23 protein-coding genes, 1 tRNA gene and 1 other RNA gene are annotated in these 19,994 nt (G+C 50.6%); 6 read left to right on the top strand and 19 right to left on the bottom strand.

Annotated features, from left to right (window positions below; all coding sequences use genetic code 11):
• Nucleotides 1-347: 347 nt before the first annotated feature.
• The 13 genes from QF669_06105 to QF669_06045 all read right to left on the bottom strand — a co-directional run bounded on the left by QF669_06105 (nt 348) and on the right by QF669_06045 (nt 10,334).
• On the bottom strand, nt 348-995 hold the full coding sequence (locus QF669_06105; GenBank protein MDP6457005.1) for a RecX family transcriptional regulator: 648 nt from the start codon (nt 993-995) through the stop codon (nt 348-350).
• Nucleotides 979-2,007 (bottom strand): recombinase RecA, encoded by a 1,029-nt coding sequence (gene recA / locus QF669_06100; protein MDP6457004.1) that lies wholly within the window; start codon nt 2,005-2,007, stop codon nt 979-981. Before recA ends, QF669_06105 begins: the two co-directional genes overlap by 17 nt.
• Before the next feature lie 204 nt (nt 2,008-2,211).
• On the bottom strand, nt 2,212-2,811 hold the full coding sequence (thpR, locus tag QF669_06095; GenBank protein MDP6457003.1) for an RNA 2',3'-cyclic phosphodiesterase: 600 nt from the start codon (nt 2,809-2,811) through the stop codon (nt 2,212-2,214).
• The gene (locus QF669_06090) at nt 2,801-3,637 is read right to left on the bottom strand and encodes a hypothetical protein (GenBank protein MDP6457002.1); all 837 of its coding nucleotides are present in this window, start codon (nt 3,635-3,637) and stop codon (nt 2,801-2,803) included. Before QF669_06090 ends, thpR begins: the two co-directional genes overlap by 11 nt.
• Before the next feature lie 15 nt (nt 3,638-3,652).
• Nucleotides 3,653-4,930 (bottom strand): site-specific DNA-methyltransferase, encoded by a 1,278-nt coding sequence (locus QF669_06085; protein ID MDP6457001.1) that lies wholly within the window; start codon nt 4,928-4,930, stop codon nt 3,653-3,655.
• Complete coding sequence (locus tag QF669_06080; protein ID MDP6457000.1) at nt 4,930-6,138, bottom strand: competence/damage-inducible protein A; 1,209 nt, start codon at nt 6,136-6,138, stop codon at nt 4,930-4,932. The genes QF669_06085 and QF669_06080 overlap by 1 nt, the downstream gene beginning before the upstream one ends.
• A complete protein-coding gene (locus QF669_06075; protein ID MDP6456999.1) occupies nt 6,135-6,593 on the bottom strand; it encodes a phosphatidylglycerophosphatase A in 459 nt (152 codons plus the stop codon). Before QF669_06075 ends, QF669_06080 begins: the two co-directional genes overlap by 4 nt.
• Complete coding sequence (gene pgsA / locus QF669_06070) at nt 6,590-7,186, bottom strand: CDP-diacylglycerol--glycerol-3-phosphate 3-phosphatidyltransferase (protein ID MDP6456998.1); 597 nt, start codon at nt 7,184-7,186, stop codon at nt 6,590-6,592. The genes QF669_06075 and pgsA overlap by 4 nt, the downstream gene beginning before the upstream one ends.
• A 1-nt stretch (nt 7,187) precedes the next feature.
• Nucleotides 7,188-7,772 carry a recombination mediator RecR gene (gene recR / locus QF669_06065; GenBank protein MDP6456997.1) on the bottom strand — a complete coding sequence of 195 codons (585 nt, stop codon included), beginning with the start codon at nt 7,770-7,772 and terminating at the stop codon, nt 7,188-7,190.
• Between the two features lie 12 nt (nt 7,773-7,784).
• Entirely contained in the window at nt 7,785-8,120 is a 336-nt protein-coding gene (locus QF669_06060) for a YbaB/EbfC family nucleoid-associated protein (GenBank protein ID MDP6456996.1), read from the bottom strand.
• 19 nt (nt 8,121-8,139) lie between these two features.
• Nucleotides 8,140-9,792: a DNA polymerase III subunit gamma/tau gene (gene dnaX, locus QF669_06055; GenBank protein MDP6456995.1), complete on the bottom strand. Its 1,653-nt coding sequence runs from the start codon at nt 9,790-9,792 to the stop codon at nt 8,140-8,142.
• Between the two features lie 99 nt (nt 9,793-9,891).
• Nucleotides 9,892-10,155: signal recognition particle sRNA large type (gene ffs, locus QF669_06050), an RNA gene on the bottom strand.
• A gap of 106 nt (nt 10,156-10,261) precedes the next feature.
• Nucleotides 10,262-10,334: transfer RNA gene (locus tag QF669_06045), tRNA-Ala, on the bottom strand.
• A gap of 230 nt (nt 10,335-10,564) precedes the next feature.
• Between QF669_06045 and QF669_06040 the strand changes: the two genes are divergently transcribed.
• From QF669_06040 to QF669_06030, 3 genes are all read left to right on the top strand, one after another.
• Nucleotides 10,565-11,521 carry an arginine deiminase family protein gene (locus tag QF669_06040; GenBank protein ID MDP6456994.1) on the top strand — a complete coding sequence of 319 codons (957 nt, stop codon included), beginning with the start codon at nt 10,565-10,567 and terminating at the stop codon, nt 11,519-11,521.
• Between the two features lie 90 nt (nt 11,522-11,611).
• Nucleotides 11,612-12,166, top strand: a complete 555-nt coding sequence (locus QF669_06035) for a peroxidase-related enzyme (protein ID MDP6456993.1) — start codon at nt 11,612-11,614, stop codon at nt 12,164-12,166.
• A 94-nt stretch (nt 12,167-12,260) separates the two neighbouring features.
• A complete protein-coding gene (locus QF669_06030; protein ID MDP6456992.1) occupies nt 12,261-12,914 on the top strand; it encodes a pyridoxamine 5'-phosphate oxidase family protein in 654 nt (217 codons plus the stop codon).
• A 56-nt stretch (nt 12,915-12,970) separates the two neighbouring features.
• Here QF669_06030 and QF669_06025 read toward each other — a convergent pair whose 3' ends face one another.
• The 6 genes from QF669_06025 to QF669_06000 are packed head-to-tail and all read right to left on the bottom strand — an operon-like array spanning nt 12,971 to nt 17,056.
• Nucleotides 12,971-13,423, bottom strand: coding sequence for a hypothetical protein (locus QF669_06025; GenBank protein ID MDP6456991.1), 453 nt, complete (start codon nt 13,421-13,423; stop codon nt 12,971-12,973).
• A 52-nt stretch (nt 13,424-13,475) separates the two neighbouring features.
• Entirely contained in the window at nt 13,476-14,282 is an 807-nt protein-coding gene (locus QF669_06020; GenBank protein ID MDP6456990.1) for a hypothetical protein, read from the bottom strand.
• Entirely contained in the window at nt 14,248-14,478 is a 231-nt protein-coding gene (locus QF669_06015; protein ID MDP6456989.1) for a SelT/SelW/SelH family (seleno)protein, read from the bottom strand. Before QF669_06015 ends, QF669_06020 begins: the two co-directional genes overlap by 35 nt.
• A 24-nt stretch (nt 14,479-14,502) precedes the next feature.
• Entirely contained in the window at nt 14,503-14,628 is a 126-nt protein-coding gene (locus QF669_06010; protein ID MDP6456988.1) for a hypothetical protein, read from the bottom strand.
• Between the two features lie 6 nt (nt 14,629-14,634).
• On the bottom strand, nt 14,635-16,854 hold the full coding sequence (locus QF669_06005) for a FecR family protein (GenBank protein MDP6456987.1): 2,220 nt from the start codon (nt 16,852-16,854) through the stop codon (nt 14,635-14,637).
• Between the two features lie 25 nt (nt 16,855-16,879).
• The gene (locus QF669_06000; GenBank protein MDP6456986.1) at nt 16,880-17,056 is read right to left on the bottom strand and encodes a hypothetical protein; all 177 of its coding nucleotides are present in this window, start codon (nt 17,054-17,056) and stop codon (nt 16,880-16,882) included.
• A gap of 262 nt (nt 17,057-17,318) precedes the next feature.
• Here QF669_06000 and QF669_05995 point away from each other — a divergent pair, with 262 nt between their 5' ends.
• The 3 genes from QF669_05995 to QF669_05985 form a co-directional block, all read left to right on the top strand.
• Nucleotides 17,319-18,614 carry an aminotransferase class I/II-fold pyridoxal phosphate-dependent enzyme gene (locus QF669_05995; GenBank protein MDP6456985.1) on the top strand — a complete coding sequence of 432 codons (1,296 nt, stop codon included), beginning with the start codon at nt 17,319-17,321 and terminating at the stop codon, nt 18,612-18,614.
• A 3-nt stretch (nt 18,615-18,617) separates the two neighbouring features.
• Nucleotides 18,618-19,316, top strand: a complete 699-nt coding sequence (locus QF669_05990; GenBank protein MDP6456984.1) for a hypothetical protein — start codon at nt 18,618-18,620, stop codon at nt 19,314-19,316.
• 19 nt (nt 19,317-19,335) lie between these two features.
• Nucleotides 19,336-19,994, top strand: a 659-nt coding sequence (locus QF669_05985; GenBank protein ID MDP6456983.1) for a methyltransferase domain-containing protein, incomplete at its 3' end; no start/stop codon positions are given.

The following is a 19,994-nucleotide window of genomic DNA, read 5'->3' as shown; positions in this document are numbered from 1 at the left end:
AAAATACTTATCGCAGGAGTTGTTACTTTATCAGTTGTAATCTTTGGTGGACTAATGGAAGGAAAACAATGGGCAAAACCAGGTGAACTGTTTCGCCTTGCGGCTGCCATAGGTTTATTCTTTTTTGTGATTTGATGCTGGATACAAAACAGCTGTCTGGGATGCTACCGATGATCTGGGTAGACTATTAAGCGGGGGTCTGTATATCTACAGGATCAAAGTGGGCAGTTATTCTAAGACGATGAAGATGGTGCTGTTGAAGTGACAGGGGTACGGTCGGGATGCAAGAGGGAACCACATCTGGCTTTGTGAGGGTACGCAAAATGTTCCTCTTGAAGTAAGATTCTTCATCTCCCTTCTCCCACCTTCAGCTCTCTTATAAACGGCTCCATCTGATCCCACGTAAATCCCTTGCGCCGCAGCATGGCCACCAGCCGCTGTTTCTCCTTTGCTGAGATCGGTGTCTCCTTCGATATCTTTCTTTTCCGAAGCAACCGTTCGATGAGTGTCCCGGGAGGGTGTGCTTCATAAATCTCCGCCACTGCCTCCGCGATAATCTCCTTGCTCACCCCCTTCTTGAACAGTTCGCTCTTGAGCGCCAGAGATCCCAAACACTTGTTCTTTACTCTATCCCGCGCAAAGATAGTGGCGAACTCCCTATCTTCAAGATATCTTTTCTCCTTCAATTCCCCAATTATCTGTTCCACCGGTTCCTTCTCCCACCCTTTCCGGATCAGCCGGTCACTCATCTCCTTGACACTGCGGGGACGGTAACTCAGAAGATTTGCCGCCGCTTCCCGCATTTTTTGCAGCTCCTCTGAATCGACTATGCTCTCAAGCTCTCCATCGCTGAGACTGTCGCCAACGTGGATCCCCTTTTCGATAAAAACGCCCTCAGAAAGACTGAAGGCGAATTCACCGTTGATAAAGATTGAGCGCCGGTCAGGGCGCTTCACATTGACTCTGATGTCGGTTACTTCATTCTTTTTCGCCATCCTCCCCCACTTCCATGCCGAGGAATGCTTTCACCTCGCTCTCGATCTTTTCACGGGTATCGGCATACTCCTTCAGATAGACCTTCGAGTTCTCCCGCCCCTGGCCGATCTTCTCATCGCCGTAGGAGTACCACGCTCCGGACTTCTCCACCACATCCGCCTGCACGGCAAGATCGAGCAGATCGCCTTCATAAGAGATTCCTTCGCCGTACATGATGTCAAATTCCGTCTGCCGGAAAGGAGGCGCGCACTTATTCTTAACAACTTTTACCCGCACACGGCTGCCGGTGCTCGTATCGCCTTCCTTGATGGCACCAATGCGGCGAATATCCAACCGTATTGATGTGTAAAACTTCAGTGCTCTGCCACCGGGCGTCGTCTCAGGATTGCCGAACATGACACCGATCTTTTCACGAATCTGATTAATAAAGATTACTGACGTGTTAGATTTGGAGACCGTACCGGTAAGCTTGCGTAGCGCCTGAGACATAAGCCGCGCCTGCAAACCCACATAACTGTCGCCCATCTCCCCCTCCAGTTCTACTCTTGGAACCAGCGCTGCCACCGAGTCGACGATCACAATATCCACCGCCCCGCTGCGGACGAGGGTCTCACAAATCTCCAGCGCCTGCTCCCCCGTGTCTGGCTGGGAGACGAGCAAGTCCTGGATATTAACACCCAGCTTCTCAGCGTAGATGGGATCCATGGCATGTTCGGCATCGATAAACACGCCGTAGCCGCCGAGCTTCTGCGCTTCCGCCAGAATATGCAGCGCGAGGGTCGTCTTGCCGGACATCTCCGGACCGTAGATTTCTGAGACCCTCCCTCGCGGCACGCCGCCGATACCGAGAGCGGCATCCAGCGACAGCGCCCCGGTGGGAATAACGTCGATACCGGGAATCTGTGACTCTTCACCCAAACGCATGATGGATCCTTTGCCGAACTGCTTATCAATCTGCCCAACTGCCAGATCGAGAGCCTTTAGTTTCTTGCCTTCATCATTTTTGCTCATTGCGGTAATTCTCCTGCTAAGTTGATTAGAGTTTCAATTGTGTCCGTTTCATCAGTCATTTCACTGCAAATCTTCCGGATTGTCATGCAAAATATATCGATATCGCAACAGTTTAGGAATTGATCTTGTGCACCGAATCCGATTTTTTTTAATCCGACACATTTGATTACAAGTTTTTGGCACGTTGGCAAAGTGGTGATCCGGTTACTGATCCTTCGCGTTCGTCGCTTCCGGGGTCAAATGATAAACGCCCAGAAGTGTATAGATCGGTCCGCCGGGAACTAGATCACTTTGAAAGAATTTCACATTTTCCACGCTGAGGTCAATCGGCTCGTATTCACAGTTGAGGAAGGCGGTAACATCGGGCGTCACCCGCTGCGGATAATTGATTCGGGCGATGGTGATATGGGGCGTGTATTGCCTTTTCTCGGCTGGATACCCCATCTCATCCAGAGCTCTATTGATACCGGTTACAAGATCACGAAGCGGATCCACACTCCCTTCGATACCGAGCCACAGAATCCGCGGACGCTGCGGCTTGGGGAATACTCCCGTCCCCTTCACGCGCAACTTTATGTCGCGATAACCTTTCACAACCTCGGCGAGGGCGGCGTTGATTTTCGGAATCTCTTCCTCCGGCGTGGCACCGATAAACCTGAGCGTCAGATGAATGTTGGCCGCTTTCATCCACTTTACCACTTTCGGTTTCGCTTCCACAGTCGTCTGCAACTGGAGCACCACTTGCTTTACCTGATAGGGCAGTTCAACCGCTAAAAATGTTCTTTTGAGACGGTCAGCTGTCATAGACCGTTGCGCTTCTTTCAGAAATCATCTCAGACAACTTTGATGTCAGTTGATGGAAGGAAAGTATTTCATCATCGATATTCAAACCGCTCTTTGAATCAACATGCGCTACAGATCCCGTCATAAACTTATCACTGTTGCCGTCCTGCCACCAAATGATTAGATTGGAAATTGAGAGCTCCTGCGACAATTCCAGGATGATGCGCCAGCGGTTTTTGTCTTCCGTGAACAGCCGTTGACCCATCCTGTCCGAAAGGAGGTTCTTGCGATGTTTCTGCAGTGAGTCGTACTTCACCCGCGAGAACTCCAGCACCACCTGCGGGACATTCGTTTCCGAAAAGATAATGCCGTCAAAGTTACCCGGATACGGCACCCCGTTCTCCCTCAGACAGTGATCCAGGCAGGTAAAATATTCAGGCTTAACCAGCGGCTTCATCCGCTGCCTTTTACCTGCGTATTGACTGAGCCATGCGGCCAGCTCTTTGCAATCTTTAGAGTCTAATACATCCTCAATGATCCCTTCACTGAGCCCGTAAACAAGGAATTGCCCGCATCGCTCCGTGTAGACGATAAAGAAGACGTTGAAATCGAGCCATTCAAAGATGCCGTACTTGGCCAGGTCTACCGCTTCCCGAACCATCAGCCGCACCCGGTTCTGATCTGACGGCACGTCATCTTGCCATAGGAATCGCTGGAAAACGGAGAACTGACCTTTCTTGTGTGAAATGCCTTCCGTCTCAAAGAGCGACATTCCGTCGGCGTCCAGTTCCCGTTTAAGCTGCTCCCGGACAGGAACAGTTCTCTCAATGGAATCGGGTATCAGCATTCGTATGCTTGTTTTTCAATCAGACTGCTGGGCGCGGGAACGATAGACTCGGAATCCTAAATCTTGATCGCCACTCCCTTGGGAAAAGTCAGACAGTGCCGCGGCGCGGCTCATCCGCTCGATACAGATATCTGCCACCGTTGGGAAGTCCCGGGCGACATTTTCGTCCCGAACAGGCTCGTCAATCTGCACCAAGATAAACTTGCGTTTGCCGCCGTCCTCGCTGTTCAGCTCCCAGACTGCGTGCCCCGTAGTACCTGCACCGGCGAAAAAATCGAGTACGATAGAATCCTTGTCGGTAGCCATTTGCAGAAGAATCTTGAGCAGGGCAACCGGCTTTGGATAATCGAAGACCCGCCGATTGAAAAGTGCTTTCAACTCCCGGTTTCCCTTTTCGTTCTGGGTGCCGCGAATGATGGAGGGGTAAGGGTTGGTCCTGATGTGGGGCTGAGCCTTATTATCCACCCGCTCATACTCCTTGAAATAGACGCTGTTCTTGCCGTTCCTGCTTTTCCTGAAAACGATGAACCCGTTCTCCCTACCCCACTCTACCTTCTTCCTTGACCAGCGCCACGTCCACTTCCTGTCCTCAGGATCTCCGCCCGGCCACACCTCCGTCCCGTCCGGCGCTTCGATGGGATAATCAAGACTCTCCGAGTAGCGGATGCTGCCGCGGTCGAGTTTATTCAAGCGGTATCTGCCACGTTCATCCGCGTACTCATCTTCATGGACAAATCCTTTCAACTCACTCGGCTTGCGGTTCAGCTTCAACTGTTTAGAGTCTTTGGCGTAACAGACCACATAGTCGTGCTGTACCGCCACGAAGCGGGCATCCTGCCGCGGGGCGACTCCGCTCTGGCGAATCATCGTCGATACGAAATTGCCGCCGCCGAAGATCTCATCCATCATGCGGCGCAGATTGTGGACTTCATTGTCATCGATGGAGATAAAAATAACACCGTCCTCAGCAAGCAGTTCCCGCGCTGCGTGCAGACGGGGAAACATGAAATTCCACCAGATGTCGTGGGATCCGGCCCCTGTTGCAGATGACTTGCCCTCCGGTACAGGAATAAAGTTATCGCGAAACGTAAAACGCTTCCCCGTATTGTACGGCGGGTCGATATAGATCATCCGGACAGCGGCGGTATACTCCTCAAGTAACCATTTAAGTGATACCATGTTATCTCCGGCAATTATAAGATTATGAGAATTATAATCACCCACTGATGCCGACGGATCGTGTTCGAATGTCATGGCTGTACCGGAATTTACTTCAGTTGGCGTAGTCTGCATCAGCCGACCGTCAGTCTAACGAGGTTCAGGGCCGTCTGGGCCGCCAGCTCCTTGTTGAATCGCCGGTCGCGCAGAAACATCAGCCGCTTCACGCTGACATCCCCTGAATAGTCGATAGCGATAAAGGTGAGCCCAACCGGTTTTTCCGGAGTGCCGCCGTCGGGTCCGGAGATTCCCGTGACGGAGATGCCTGTATCGGCCTGGAAAAGTTGTCTCACTCCCTGTGCCATTTCTGCTGCTGTCTCTTCGCTTACAGCACCGTGTTCCACCAACGTATCGTTCTGCACACCAAGGAGGTTCATTTTAGCTTCATTGCTGTAGCTCACCACACCGCCCAGAAAATATACCGAACTCCCCGGCACATTGGTGAACCTGTCACCCAGGAGACCTCCGGTACACGATTCCGCCACAGCTATGGTGAGTCCCTTTTCCCTCAGCTCACGCCCCACCGCCTCTTCCAGCGTCTCCCAATCCTCCGCATAGATGTAGCGTCCGATCTTTTCGTAGATGGCGGAGGCGAGTTCCATCACCTTATCCAAATCTGTTGAAGAGAGCCTGATATCGACGCCCGTAAATCCCGGCAGGAATCCGATGCGGACGTCATTTCCATCAAGCTCCTCCTTCAATGCATCGTGCAGTGCCGACTCCATCATACCCGTTGTCCGCAGTGTAGTAACCTTAATATCTTCCTTCACCGTGCTCTTCATCTCGGGGAGGATTGTCTTTTCCATCATCGCTTTCATCTCGGAGGGTACCCCCGGAAGAACGTAATAGGAAGTATTGTTAGCAACATACTTTACGCCCCGGGCCGACCCTTTCGGATTGGGGATTATGTCACCTTTATCAGGCACGTAAGCCTGACCGCGGTTGGATTCGGGCATCTCGTAGCCGCGCTCATCAAAGATCTCCTTCAGCCGCTCATAATAGTCTTCATCAAAGACGAGTTCGGCACTGATGTATTCAGCGAAAGCCTTCATGGTGATGTCATCCACCGTGGGACCCAGTCCGCCTGTACAGAGAACAACGTCCGATTTTTCAGAAGCAATACGCAACGCTTCTTTGATATCATCTGCCGTATCTCCCACCGACATTTTCCAGTTTATCTCGATTCCAATATCCATCAGCTTTCTCGCCATCCAGGTGGCGTTTGAGTCGAGTGTGAATCCTCCCAGAATTTCGTCGCCGATAGTAATGATAGCCACTTTCATACGAATATCCTAATGAGTGTCAGCACCGCAATAGAATAGACTCCTGCTACCACATCGTCCAGCATGATACCCCAACCGCCCCTGAGCCTCTCTGTTGCTCTTGCGGGGAACGGTTTTAGAATGTCAAACAGCCGGAAGCAGATGAAAGCCACAAGTACTGATACCCAGCCCTCTTCCGCAAATGGGAGTACGATCCACATCCCCACCCATTCATCGATAATTACCTTTGAAGGATCAACATCGCTGTCACGTTGAGCGATGATAGCTGATGCGATGACACCGAGTAGGAATAGGTTGATTATGATTAACCAGTAGACCGTACCGCTTAGTTCAGGCAGAAGGTACCACCCCACTACGGCGGCAGCACTTCCCCAGGAACCGGGTGCTAACGGCAGGTGACCGATACGGAATACAGTGGCAATGGCATCAGAAAAGTAAAGTAGAGCCGATCTCACGAGAGATCGTGGGAGGTGGTGATGAATTCACGGATGGCTGTCCGGTTGACATACAGATAGTTGAGACCGGTATAGACAGTAAATAGCGTAACTCCGTAGACAGCATAATAGATCAGATTGAACGACTCGACAAAAGTGAGAACAGCTTCTGCATTAATGAGTGTGATCGCTTTAAGAGCCATATACGACAGAACAAAAACGATGGCGGAAATCTGGGTAGCTGTCTTGAACTTAGCGAGTTTGCTGGTAATGAGACTTACGCCGCGACTCAGAAAGAGCATCCTCAGTCCGGTAACGAACAGATCGCGGAAGATGATAAGCACCGCCATCCAGTAAGGAATCTTGCCGATGATGGCGAAAGAGATGAATGCCGAGGAGACCAGTATCTTATCAGCAAGCGGATCCAGGAAAGCACCGGTTTTGGTGACGAGGTCTTTCTTGCGTGCAATATAACCGTCCCACGCATCAGTCACGGATGCGACGATGAAGACAAGGAGAGCCATGGGCTTGGCCCACGGTGCATCATGGAAAAGACAGAGGATAAAAAATGGTGTCAGCAGGATTCGCGCAATTGTAAGAATATTCGGCAGCATACTAAAGTTTTACCCTCCCTTCCAAAGCACTGATAATGGTCGCTTCGTCAGCGTATTCCAGATCTCCTCCCACGGGAATACCCGTCGCCAGCCGGGTGATGTTGAGGTCCCGCTGTTTAAGGATCTTGGCGAGATAAAGCGCCGTTGTCTCTCCCTCCGCACTGGGATTGGTAGCGATGATAACTTCCGTCTTGCCGTTAAGGCGCTCCAGCAGTGAATCCACGTGCAGTTCATCTGGCCCTATACCGTCCAGCGGTGAGAGGACACCACCCAGGATATGGTATTTGCCGTTATATTCATTCGTTTTCTCAAAAGCGAGAAGATCGGTCGTATCTTCAACAACGCAGAGGATCGATTCATCCCGCTTGGGATCAGAGCAGATACCGCAGGGAGAAATCTCTGAAATGTTGTGACAGACAGGACATTCATGGATCTGATCCTTCACTTCAAGGATCGACTTAGCCAGTTCAACCGCTTCCGCCCTGTCACTTTTCAGCAGGTAAAACGCCATCCGCTGCGCCGTCTTATTCCCGATTCCAGGAAAACGGGCAAACCCTTCGATGAGTCGGCTGAGTGAGTCAGGCAGAGCTTTCACAGGCTATATCCCCGGGATTTTAATATCACCTAAGTTTCCCATCAACCCTCCTGAAACAGATGAGAGACGCTGTTGTGACTCTTCTGCTGCCTTTGAGAGAGCCTGATTGACAGCTGCCACAACGAGATCTTCCAGCATCTCCACATCTTCATCAAGAATCTCAGGGTCGATCTTCATAGACAGCAGCTCCTGCTTGCCGTTCACAACGGCCGCCACCATCCCGCCGCCGGCCTGGCCCTCGATCTCCATCTTTTCCAGCTCCGCCTGTGTCGCCTCCAGTTTCTCTTGCAGCTGCTTCGCCTTCTTGAGTACGCTCTGAAAATTTCCCTTATTGATCATTATTGCACCTCTATTTTAGCTATTCTACGATTTTCCCACCGAATAATTTAACCATCCGCTTTGTCACCGGATCGTCTTCCTCCGGAGACTGTTCAACATCCCGTTGATTCTCTGACACAATAAAGTCGATTCGAAAGACTTCTCCCACAATTTTTTCGATAGTCGTCTCAATTTTTCTGGCGTTCTTCTTCAGCATATCAATCTGGAACTTGTACTTTTTCGGGAACGAGATAGTCAGCCTCTTACCGTCCAAAGAGTGTGGTTTACCGTGACTCAGGAAAGTACTCAGGGATGTTCCATTTTCTGTTACTTCCGCAATGATTGCATCCCACTTATCCTGAACTTTCTGCAACGAACCGCTGCCATCCTCAGCTTCAGCCGGCTTCTTCTCAGTTTGCACCTTTTTCTTATTTTCAGTGCCAGTATCAGCACCACTGTCTTTCAGCACCGGCTTGACCTTCTCGCCCTTTTCCGCGTTTTCAACATTATTGAACAGACCCCCATGGGGAGAAACTTGTTTCTGTTGACCACCACCCGTAAATCCACCTTCACCCAGCCTGGTAATGAGCTCGGTCAGTGAGACAGTTGAATCCATTTCAGTCAATTTGAGCATCATAGTCTCAACATAGACTTTGGGCTGCTGAACAATCTTCAGTTTCGATTCCATCTCCGTCACCCGGTCTGTGAGTCGAAGCAGGTCTTTCGGATCCCAGTTCTGGCACTCTTCAGAATAACGTTGACGGACATCGTCCGGCATTTCGATCAGCTCTTGACCGGCATCAGCCTTACAGATGAGAAGATTGAGAAAGTGCTGGTTCAGCCCGGAAACAAATTCCGTGAGAGCATATCCCTTACTGTGGGACTCGTACAGAAGCGTCAGCAGACCTTTTTTATCCTGATTTCGCACGGCATCACTCACTTCGAAGAAGAGTGCATTAGGGATAATGCCAAGCAGTTGAGACGCCTGTTCGAATTCTACCTTATCGCCGCAGAAAGCTATCATCTGATCCAGCAGACTGAGCGCATCGCGCATGCTGCCGTCCGCCATCGTGATGATGAGCTGCCCTGTCCGGTCATCGATGGTAATTTTCTCCTTTTCCAGGACTATTTTCAGGCCGCTGTTTATATCACTGCTGGACATTCTGTGGAAGTCGTGTCGCTGGCAGCGCGACAGAATTGTCGGCAGAACCTTATTCGGTTCAGTAGTGGCGAAAATGAACTTCACATGGGGCGGCGGTTCCTCAAGCGTTTTCAGTAGAGCGTTGAACGCCGAAGTGGTCAGCATGTGGACTTCATCAATAATAAACACCTTGAACTTGGCATTCACAGGCGAATATCTCACCAACTCCCGCAGATTGCGGATTTCATCAATACCGCGGTTGGAGGCGCCATCGATTTCCAGAACGTCCATACTGCGGGAAGATGTAATCTCTTCACAGTTCTGACATTCGTTGCACGGATTGCCCTCGCTATTCTTAAAGCAGTTGAGGGCTTTGGCGAGAATGCGGGCGGTTGTAGTCTTGCCGACACCCCTGGGACCGGCGAAGAGGTATGCATGGGCAATCTTATCTTGGGCGAAGGCGTTAAGTAGCGTCTTGGTGACGTGATCCTGACCTACCACCTGTTGAAAGGTTTCCGGTCTATATTTTCGCGCTAGAACCTGATAGGTCAACTGAATTTCCCTTAGATTTCGGTTATCAATCTACAATCAAGACTGATCTCTGTAGTATATCTATTCCCGCTCATTCAACGCATTCAAAAAAGTTATCGGTCGTGCACCGCAGATTGAAAGCTCTGGAATGGCAATCCAGAAGGCAGCCAGCTCCTCCTCAGGTGACCATCGGCACATAGAAAATTTGTCTACCGCTGCTCCCTCCCGGGCCTGACGGAATTCAACAACATCCTATTGCGATGGGCTGAAAGATCAGCACCGCTTACCATCGAAACGCCATACAGCAGATCCCGCACCACGGCATTGGTCCTGCTATAGCGGATTGCAGGTTACAGGGCACCGCTGGCTCCCCACCTAGCACGACCGAATCCCTCATGGAAATTTGGAGTGTTGGAGTACTGGAGAACTGACCGCATATTGCCATTTGTTTCTCCATTTCTCCATGTTTCCATTCCTCCACTTCTTCTTGTGGAGCCGAAGGGGATCGAACCCTCGACCTCAGCATTGCGAACGCTGCGCTCTCCCATCTGAGCTACGGCCCCATATCTACTTCACTATGACCGTAGCGAAGATGCCTGTCCCGATCCATCGGGAAGCTACGGCCCCATATCTACTTCACTATGACCGTAGCGAAGATGCCTGTCCCGATCCATCGGGAAGCTACGGCCTCAAGGTGAAGCTTTAACAATCAAATAATTTACCGACAGAATTTTACAGTTGGAACAATGATATTGTAAGGACTACTTTTATTCCACTTTCCGGAGATACAATCATGCCCGATCGCTCAAAACCGCTTAATCTTTCGCCTTACGGTGGCGGATCATGGTCAGCCCGTGAACAGTCTGTTACCGAAGAACTGGGAAGTGTATGGGCGCAGTGCGGCATCAACAGCGAATGGTCAAGACTGAAAGCGGTACTTCTGCACCGCCCCGGTGAATCACTGGCGGCATCGCAAGATCCGGACGCTGTCCAGATGCTGGCAGTTGTCGATGTCGCCAAAGCCCAGCAACAGCATGACGCCCTGGCCCAAGCCTACAGCGATGCTGGCGTTGCGGTGCACTATGTGGAAACAGATGAGTCGTCCAGCCCCAATCAGATGTTCATGGCAGATTTACTTTTTTCCACCCCTGAAGGAACTATCGTAGCCCGGCCGGCATCTACTGTTCGCGCCGGCGAGGAGCGACAGACAGCCGGGAAGTTGGCACGGCTGGGAATTCCAATCCCTCGAAGCGTAAGCGGTCGCGGCACATTTGAAGGTGCCGATGCCATGTGGATCTCCCCGCAAAAAGTGATCCTGGGACAAGGTTTGCGAACCAACAGGGAGGGATGTGATCAGGTGACCACCGTCTTGAATCAGATGGGTGTTGAAGTGGTAAGAGTCGATCTGCCCGTAGGTACAATGCACCTTATGGGGGTATTGCGGTTTCTGGACAGGGATCTCGCCTTCGCCTGGCCTCTCAGAATGGCTCACGCCGGCGTCGAAGTATTGCAGGACGAAGGGTACAGAGTAGAGTATCTTCCAGACCCCGATGAAGTCTTGCACGGCTTCGGACTCAATTTCGTCACTTTGGGACCGCGGGAAATTATCATGCCGGCAGGAAATCCGACGACACAGAAATTCCTGGAGGAGCTAGGAGTGAATTGTGTTACGGTAGAGGTGGATGAACTGGGCAAAGCGGCCGGCTCCATCGGCTGCCTCACGGGAGTTCTCCACAGAGAACCGGTTTGACCATTATCATTCCCGGCTACTGCCGGGTTACACTCCACTCAACGATATCGTGATCATGGGCGCTTAGCCAACGATTAACGGAGGAGCATTATGGCCTGGATTAATATGATTCAAGAAACTGAAGCGCAAGGCGAGCTGAAAGAGGCCTACGGTAAATTGACAGAACCGTGGGGCGGCGTGGACAATATTATAAAAATTCACAGCCTGAACGTACCCTCACTTAAGAGCCACTTTCAGCTTTACGCAACACTTATGCGGGGAAAATCGGACCTCAGTCGCATCCAGCGGGAGATGATTGCCGTAGTCGTCTCCGCTGCCAACCAGTGCCACTACTGACTGACCCATCACGGAGAGGGTCTCCGTCAGTTGACAAAAGATGATGAACTGGTCTCCCAGTTTAAAGAGGATTATAAAAAGGCACCCATAAGCACTCCTGACCGGGCCATGCTGGATTACGCCCGCAAGCTCACCCTTGAACCGCGGCGCATGGAAGAATCTGACGTTGCCACGCTGAAGGAAATGGGTTTCTCCGACGCGGCCATTCTTAACATTAATCAGGTAGCAGGCTACTTTGCTTTCGTTAACCGCCTGGCACAGGGACTGGGTGTGGAGCTGGAGGATTTTTGGTCAGAAGAAGAATTCTAAAATAATCTGATCGATCATACAATCGTAATTGCTATAAATCTAGCTGTTTGATCAACGAGCCATACCGTTACAGAAAAACAGGAAAGGGTAAACAATGGAATTTCCCAAGACGAAATTAAATCGCATCAGACGTCATCCCAACCGGGGTGTATACGACCGTGATGCACTGTATGAAATCATCGATGAGGCACCCATCTGCCACGTGGGAATCGCTGAGGAGAGGCAGCCTGTCGTCATCCCCACCATCCACGCACGGATTGGAGACAATCTAATACTGCATGGGTCCTTCGCAAGTCGGTTGCTGGACTACGTATGCTCCGGCAAACCCCTCTGTGTGACTATTACAATCGTTGACGGGGTCGTGCTGGCAAGGGCTCTCTACAATCACTCCATGAATTACCGCTCGGTGGTGATCTTCGGGACAGGTGAACTAGTTGAGGATCATAAGGCAAGAATGGCCGCCATGAAAGCTATCAGCGACCATCTTCTCCCCGGGCGATGGGAAGATGCGCGGCGACCGAACGACAAGGAGTTAAAGGTAACGAAAGTTGTCTCCATCCCCATTACGGAGGCGTCGGCCAAGGTGCGCAGCGGACCACCCGAAGATCAAGAAGATGACTATGAGCTACCTGTCTGGGCAGGAGTGATTCCACTCAGTTTGCAAGCATCTCAGCCAGTGACGGATCCCCAACTGAGGGAGCATATCTCGGTTCCTGAATACTTATCGCAATACGGTAGTTCCAAATAAAAACGGCGCCCAATCTTTCTCGGCGCCGTTCTATCAACTGCGGTGTAATCTGTAATCTATTTCTTCTTCTTTTTCTTCTTGCGTCCAAACAACCCTTTTTTCTTCGGCTCTTCTTCTTCAGGCTCAGGCTCAGCCTCTTCCCCTTTTTCGTCAGCCGTACTGGCCTTCCCGCCCTTTGACTCAAGCCGCTTTTCCCATTCGCTCATCTCCTGTTCCGCCGAAGTTTCAACAGGTTCAGCCGATTCGCTCACCGGGGCGCCGTTATCCTGATCCATCATTGTCTTGAGTCTCTCACTCCTCTCCTGAGCACGGGTTTTCAGCGTCTTCATCAGTTCAGTCACCTCTTCATGGAATTCGGCAACGGCCTTCTCCAGGCGCGATACCAGTTCCTCCATGAGCGCCTCACTGTAACCGGGACCTATCCCGTCAGTGAGTTCGTTAATCTTTGCCATCAGATACTGCTTCTGCGCGTCTACCTGTTCCTGTTCCTGAATCTCTTCATCAGCCATAACTCACGTCTCCTTTCTTCGCAAAAGTGAAATCATCGGGAATCTATAGAATTCACTTCATTTTCGCTACTTCTTCCGGCGTAAACTTAATAAACCTGTCCGGTGAAGTCAGGACGGTTACGGCTTCAACCAACTCCGGTCCTGCCACCAGTCCCAAGATCAATCCAGTGAATCTGTTGTGCCAGACAAGATCAATGGAAGGCCGCGACTGAACATTCCACATCTCTTCCATCCCCACTCCGACTAGTGCTCCCAGGGCGAACGCTATCACTTTCTTGGTCATATTACCGTCATCGATGTACGGACGATAAGTGATAGACTCCAATTCTTCGATGGGGAAATCGATCCGTCGTGTTGTGGACTGAAAGGAAATCATCTTGTCTTTGTACTCTATGAATGTACCGGTTAAAGCAGTCCCGTTGGAGTGCTTCAGTTTGCAGTAAGTAGAAGGCGGAATATCGTCCATAATATTGTGGACTTGCAGATACATGAGAAAATCTCTTTTCGCCTCCCTCATCTCATCGGTGATTTCGGGGTGACTGCCGGCCCTGTAGCGCAATCTTTGAAATTGCTTCCAATTGATCATGCGTTCCGTTGATTTCGAAACAGTCTGCTCAATGTAAGAGATCTTCACCTCATACCTGTTTTCACTCAACTGGTAAAACTGCGCGCTCTCAAAACCTTTAACATCGGGAAAGATACCGAGAATAGCGTTCTCCTCAGCATCAAGTAGCATGCCTACTTTTACGCTTAGAGGGACTATTTCACCCTCCTGAGCTGATAAACCGCTCAGGAGATGAAAAGAGATCAGCGCGATCCAGATTTTATGTGTTCTCGATGAGATTGACGACTTCTCCATCGTGCGGAAAACGGTCGAGTTGTTTCTTGGAAAAAATGAGATTTCCGTTCTTAATGACTTCAAAAACGCCACCACCTGAAGGAATCAGGGTGAGTTCAGTAATTCTGGTCTCGTATCGATCTAACAGTTCATTCGCCAAACTGGCGGACTTAGGCAGATAGTTTCAAGCGCAACAGTATTCGATAGATAACTTCACAATTCCACTCCTTTACCTATGTTTTTATTTCAAGAAGTTGTAAACCCAGATAATACCAAAAACAGCTATTGCCACCGCCAGGATAAGCAGCAGGTACGTCGCCTTTTCAAACCCCTGTCTCCCTGAATCGAATCGCAGAACTGTCTTCATCTGTCGCTAAAAGTTGAATTGAGTCTCTATAGTTGTCTGTTTTACCGGTTCAAGTCCGGTTCCTGTATCGCGGTAGAACTGGCGATAATCCCAAACGAGGCTCACCCCCTTGCTCACTTCGTAGCCGACACGATATCCCATGATGGTATTGATTGATTCTATCTCAAAAGGATCCTTATCATTATTATGCTGATAATATGCACTCGCTTCACTCAATTTAGGAATGTTCTCCGGATTCAGACTCAACATGGCGTAAAAACTGTTGAATTCCGTTGTATCGGCTGCCATACTGGCGTATGATGCCGTGATGCTGGCAATGCCGAACAGATCGAATCCGCCAGAGCCATACCACCCCTTGGTGTTCAAAACTGAGGTAGAATCTGAAAATACAATCATATCCTTCGTCTGAATTACGGTTCCCGTGTCCGAATAGACTGGCACCACACGGTTGAGGTCGTAAGCCTGATCAAAGAATCGCGGCAGATAGTATTCGTTCTTGAGCCTGTATTCCAGACTCATAGTGATAAATCCGAACAGAGTGGCTCTCAGGCCGGGGACGGTAATTCCGGTACCGCTCTTCGCCGGCCGGCTGAACTGCTCGGTATTGACTTCCGGAAAGGATAGCGTGTTGAACTCGCTGTATAGTATCAGGCTGACAGCATCTCCTCTCAAAATCGGGTAGCCGATATCGAAAGCAAACCCTGAGGCCGTACTCTTGTTCTCTTCGAGACTGAACGGGGTCGGTTTCAGGACAAGTGAAGTGTCCAGGGGATCGTAAACATTGTCACCATCCGCATCGATATCCCAGCGGGAGGAGTCAATTCCGGTATGGGGATCGGGAATGCCATCACCGTCGGTATCGTTCCAGATAGATAAACTGTCGGGGAAGTCATCGAATATATCCGGGTAGCTGTCCTTATCACCGTCCTTCAGCCCGGAGAACTGGTTGATATCGGTCACCATGTTGACCCCAACAGTGAGCGGAAAACTCTCTGATACAGTATAAGTACCCCGCAGACCAAGCAAGGTGCCGCCGCGGGAGAAGTCTTTCACATTGGCCATAAAAATCTCACCACCAATAGGACCGACATTGACTCCTGTATTCAGTCCTACACGGCGAATGGAAGGAAACTCCATCATATTAGAATAGCCGTTGAGGAGACCGCCATAGCCGAGGGTAACACCTTCGAGCGATCCAACCTTTATCCAGAAAGGATCAGACTTTTCCGCCCACCTTACATAAAGGAACTTATCGATAAAATCAGAGCCCTCATCCCACTCATCTTTACGGATGTTTCCGGCATTATCTATGTAGAGAACAAGGTCGAGACCGATCCCTAGCTTGCCGATCTTGAATTCCGGTCTCAGGGCAAGCTGATTGTAGAGCACGCCGTCGAGGGTGGCGGATCCTACGCCTAATCCCATATTAAATGGCTTGGGCGGTTCAGCTCCCGGTTCCTCCGGAGCTTCCCCGGGCGCCTCTTCGGGAGCTTCCTCAAGTGCCTCTTCGGGAGCTTCTTCGGGAACCTCCTCTTCTTCGAAGAAATCTTCTTCCTCGATTTGAGGCTCCTCTTCGGGCTCGGGTTCCTCCGCCTCAGGTTCCTCTTCCGGTTCAGGCTCTTCCTCAGGTTCCATCGCTTCCTCTGGATCTTCCGGCACCTCTTCCGGATCAGCCGGTGAGGAGACAATCTGGCCGGTGGCGGTGGAGAGTGTCATTTCACCGGGACCTAGAGCGACAGACTGACCGCTCACTGCGTTGAACACTTCCACCTGTCCCTCGAGACCGTAAAACTTATCGAAACCCATCCTGTTGATGACAGCCCAGAACTGAGTCCCTTTTACAGACGCCACCGACACGGGAGTTTCCACTCTGAAATCTTTCTTCTTCTCCTTCTTCACGTCAGACAGGATCTTGCCAAACTGGATATCGATGCTGCGTGTATTTTCTGTATCGACGAATTGGAACTCTGTATCCTCCCGGATTTTGAGAATACTTTTATCATCCAGAAAAATCACCATACAGAAGCTTTTCGGCCCTACTCTGACAGCATCACCAGAAAACACAGGTTCGCCGGGCTTTGCTGCAGAAAAAGTCGCTTCCGTGAGCCTTTTGAGCTTCACATCGCCGCGCATCTTGGTCACGCGGGCAATGGCCTCCTCGGCGTAACTTAAGTTAGAGAACAAAACCAGGAACAGTCCAGCCGCAATCATCTGCCTAGAATTCATTTTCACTTCACTCCTGAAGAAAGTATCAGGCTTCTCTTCTCTCGGGAAGAACAGCGGGATCCGCTTCTTTAAGCATGTCCTCAATTTCCTCGAGTACTTCCCGTCCAGAAGGCCAGAGATCTTCCTCCAAATCGCCGCCGGTTTCGTCGAACGCCGATACGCGGACAGCAATTTTTTCGAGAACTTCTGTATGATTGGTCATTATCTCCTCGTTTACCTTGTCGTTAAAGATATTCCAAAACTGCCGATAAATCAACTCAACTTTCACTCTTCCGCAACTAACGTGGTCTGGGTCACCGGATGACTCAAATACAAATACTAAGATGCACGAAATCGGTTTGAAACGCCTCTCAGAATGGATAAATTTGTAAGCTAAATACCTCGACTGTGCACAAGCAACTTGATTCAGAATTCAAAGAAAAGGCTCATTTTTTGGATCGCAACAGCGAACAGATTGATCTGAGATGACAGAACGGACAGATAAACCTGAAATAACGGGAAAATTCACCGACTATACTCTGGACATGTTTTCGCGCAGCGTTGGTAGAGATCACGCTGAAATCCGTCAGTTCGCCAAGTGGCGCAAACTTGTTGAGGCTGCCGACAGCTACACGTTCGAGGTGCCTCACCTCGCCGCCCAGCGCCCTGAAGTGGCGGTTCGGCGCGAGACAGGCCAGGAGTTCGACCTCATCAGTTTCGCCAGCTATAATTATCTCGGCTACTCGTACCATCCAGATGTGCTGGCAGCGGCCAAAGAGGCACTGGAACTCTACGGCCTCGGCGCAACCGGTTCTCCCCTCCTCAACGGAACTTTTCAGATCCACAAGCTGCTGGAAGATAAAATTGTCGACTTCTTCGGACAGGACGATTACGGCGTGTCACTCTTTTCGTCTGGTTACGGTGCCAATGTGGGGGTGATCTCAGCCTTTATCCATAAAGGCGACTACGTGGTGCTTGACCGTTCTTCTCACGCCTCACTGATTGACGGCGCCATCCTTTCCCAGGGAAAAATCTCTCTCTTTCGTCATAACGATGTTGAATTTCTCGAAAAGGTTCTTAAGCGCCTCGACTATAAAAATTCACGCATTCTGGTCTGCTGCGAAGGCGTTTACAGCACCGACGGCGACTACGGCGATCTTAAGGGTATTGTGGAGATATCAAAGAAATACGGAGCGACGGTTCTGGTGGACGAAGCACACTCCATGCTGGTAGCGGGCGAGAACGGTCGAGGTGTATGTGAAGAACAAGAGGTTCTCGATCAGGTTGACATGATCATCGGTACATTCAGCAAATCCTTTGGCGGCGTGGGCGGATGTCTCTATGCCAGGAAAGATATCACCAATTACGTCAACTACTACGCACGCTCGCGGATGTTCTCATGTGCGCTTGACCCGGCCGTTACCGGTGGACTGGTGAAAGCTCTTGAACTGGCGGCGGGAGATGACGGCCGGATGAAACGGAAGCGTATCATCGACAATGCGAACTACCTACGGTCCAAACTGGAAGGCAAGGTGGACATCGGCTCGTCCACGAGCTGGATCGTTCCCGTCATCTATGGCGATGAGAGACTGACACTGCCGCTGAGCGATTATCTGCAGCGGGAAGGTATTGATATCTCACTCATGATGTTCCCGGCGGTACCCAAGAACCGGTCGAGAATCCGGGCTTTCGTCACTTCAGAGCATACACTGAAACAGTTGGATAAAGGCGCCGAAGTATTGCTCAAGGCGGCAGAGAAGTTCAACTTTCTTCTGGAGTGATCGATGATGACCAAAGTTGAGAAGAAAGAAGAACTGATCGTCTGGGAGTTTGATTTCGCGCTGACTACTTTTTACGAGATCGAAACCGATTATATCCAGCCTCTGATTCCGCCGCGCCTGAGCCTGATGGAAGTAGCGCCCGGGGTAGGACTGATCAATGTAACCGCCTTCAATTTCCCCGAGGGGGCGCTGGGGCATTTGCCTGAGTTTCAGGAACTGATCCTCAGTGCCATCGTTTCCCCGGACCTCTCCCGCGGAGTGCCAAGATTTGCCATGTACGTTTTATCTTTGGCCAGTACATCACAGGAACACCTCGATCACAGCGCCAACTACTACAAACTGCCCATCAGCGCGAAATTAACCGAATCAACTATAGACAGAGACGCCCTCTCTATCAGTTACGGCAGTGACGAGGGCAACATCCTGACTATGAACAATTGTGACGCTACCCTCGATTACAAGTCTGAAGAGCGCTACTTTCAAGCTTATACTTCAGAGGGCGGAGAAATCTACATCGCCGACATCTACATCAGGGCGTCACAGTATGAACATCAGCTTGCGGGAGACGTCGGAATACTCCAGACGCACTCTTTCTTTCACGATATCGACATGGCAGAGGCGGAACCCATTCCCTATCTCCAGATGATTGGAAGACCGGGTGATACGGGCAAGCAGTACTACTACCAACCGGAGACTTTCTGATAAGTAAAGAGATACCAATATGACAAAGAAATTCATTCCGCTATTATTACTGTTATCAGTCGCACTATTGCCGGGGAAGACAGATATGAGCACAGAACAGCAGCATACGCCGGAAAAACATAAGCAGCATGCATATCAGCACGAAGGCGGTCAGCACAAGTTTGATGAAATTGAAAAGTGGGTGGAACGATTTGAAAAGCCCGAAAGAGAGGAATGGCAGAGGCCCGCGGAAGTTATCAGATCGATGGGTCTGCAAAAGGATTCCCGCATAGCCGATATCGGCTCCGCCACCGGCTACTTCCCTGTCCGTTTTGCCAAGGCGGTCCCGCAAGGAAAAGTATACGGGATCGACATTGAGGAAGGGATGGTTGACTATCTTAACGAGCGCGCCAATAAGGAAGGGCTATCCAACCTGAAAAGCCTACTCGGCAAACCTGATAATCCCAACATCCCTGAGCCCGTCGACATAGTCTTCATTTGTAACACCTACCATCACATCGAAAACAGGACAGACTACTTCAGGCGCCTGAGGAAGGACTTCAGACCCGGCGGTCGGCTGGTGATTGTGGACTTCCGTAAAGGAGAGCTTCCTGTGGGTCCGCCGGACCAGATGAAACTTACCTTTGGTCAGGTCATCTCAGAACTAGGAGCGGCAGGATACAATCTGATGCAGCGTTC

Source organism: Candidatus Neomarinimicrobiota bacterium (assembly GCA_030743815.1).
In the GTDB taxonomy this organism is placed as follows: domain Bacteria; phylum Fidelibacterota; class Marinisomatia; order Marinisomatales; family S15-B10; genus UBA2146.
The sequence above is the reverse complement of the archived record's forward strand: the minus strand, read 5'-3'. Positions and strand labels throughout refer to the sequence as shown.

Coding starts and splice junctions, on each gene's coding strand:
- QF669_06105 (MDP6457005.1), bottom strand. CDS start 995: ATGGCGAAAAAGAATGAAGTAACCGACATCAGAGTCAATGTGAAGCGC.
- QF669_06010 (MDP6456988.1), bottom strand. CDS start 14,628: ATGAAGACAGTTCTGCGATTCGATTCAGGGAGACAGGGGTTTGAAAAG.
- QF669_06020 (MDP6456990.1), bottom strand. CDS start 14,282: ATGGAGAAGTCGTCAATCTCATCGAGAACACATAAAATCTGGATCGCG.
- QF669_06090 (MDP6457002.1), bottom strand. CDS start 3,637: ATGCTGATACCCGATTCCATTGAGAGAACTGTTCCTGTCCGGGAGCAG.
- QF669_06025 (MDP6456991.1), bottom strand. CDS start 13,423: ATGGCTGATGAAGAGATTCAGGAACAGGAACAGGTAGACGCGCAGAAG.
- QF669_06000 (MDP6456986.1), bottom strand. CDS start 17,056: ATGACCAATCATACAGAAGTTCTCGAAAAAATTGCTGTCCGCGTATCG.
- QF669_05995 (MDP6456985.1), top strand. CDS start 17,319: ATGACAGAACGGACAGATAAACCTGAAATAACGGGAAAATTCACCGAC.
- QF669_06060 (MDP6456996.1), bottom strand. CDS start 8,120: ATGATCAATAAGGGAAATTTTCAGAGCGTACTCAAGAAGGCGAAGCAG.
- QF669_06080 (MDP6457000.1), bottom strand. CDS start 6,138: ATGAAAGTGGCTATCATTACTATCGGCGACGAAATTCTGGGAGGATTC.
- QF669_06005 (MDP6456987.1), bottom strand. CDS start 16,854: ATGAATTCTAGGCAGATGATTGCGGCTGGACTGTTCCTGGTTTTGTTC.
- QF669_06030 (MDP6456992.1), top strand. CDS start 12,261: ATGGAATTTCCCAAGACGAAATTAAATCGCATCAGACGTCATCCCAAC.
- QF669_06085 (MDP6457001.1), bottom strand. CDS start 4,930: ATGCAGACTACGCCAACTGAAGTAAATTCCGGTACAGCCATGACATTC.
- thpR (MDP6457003.1), bottom strand. CDS start 2,811: ATGACAGCTGACCGTCTCAAAAGAACATTTTTAGCGGTTGAACTGCCC.
- QF669_05990 (MDP6456984.1), top strand. CDS start 18,618: ATGATGACCAAAGTTGAGAAGAAAGAAGAACTGATCGTCTGGGAGTTT.
- QF669_06040 (MDP6456994.1), top strand. CDS start 10,565: ATGCCCGATCGCTCAAAACCGCTTAATCTTTCGCCTTACGGTGGCGGA.
- pgsA (MDP6456998.1), bottom strand. CDS start 7,186: ATGCTGCCGAATATTCTTACAATTGCGCGAATCCTGCTGACACCATTT.
- recA (MDP6457004.1), bottom strand. CDS start 2,007: ATGAGCAAAAATGATGAAGGCAAGAAACTAAAGGCTCTCGATCTGGCA.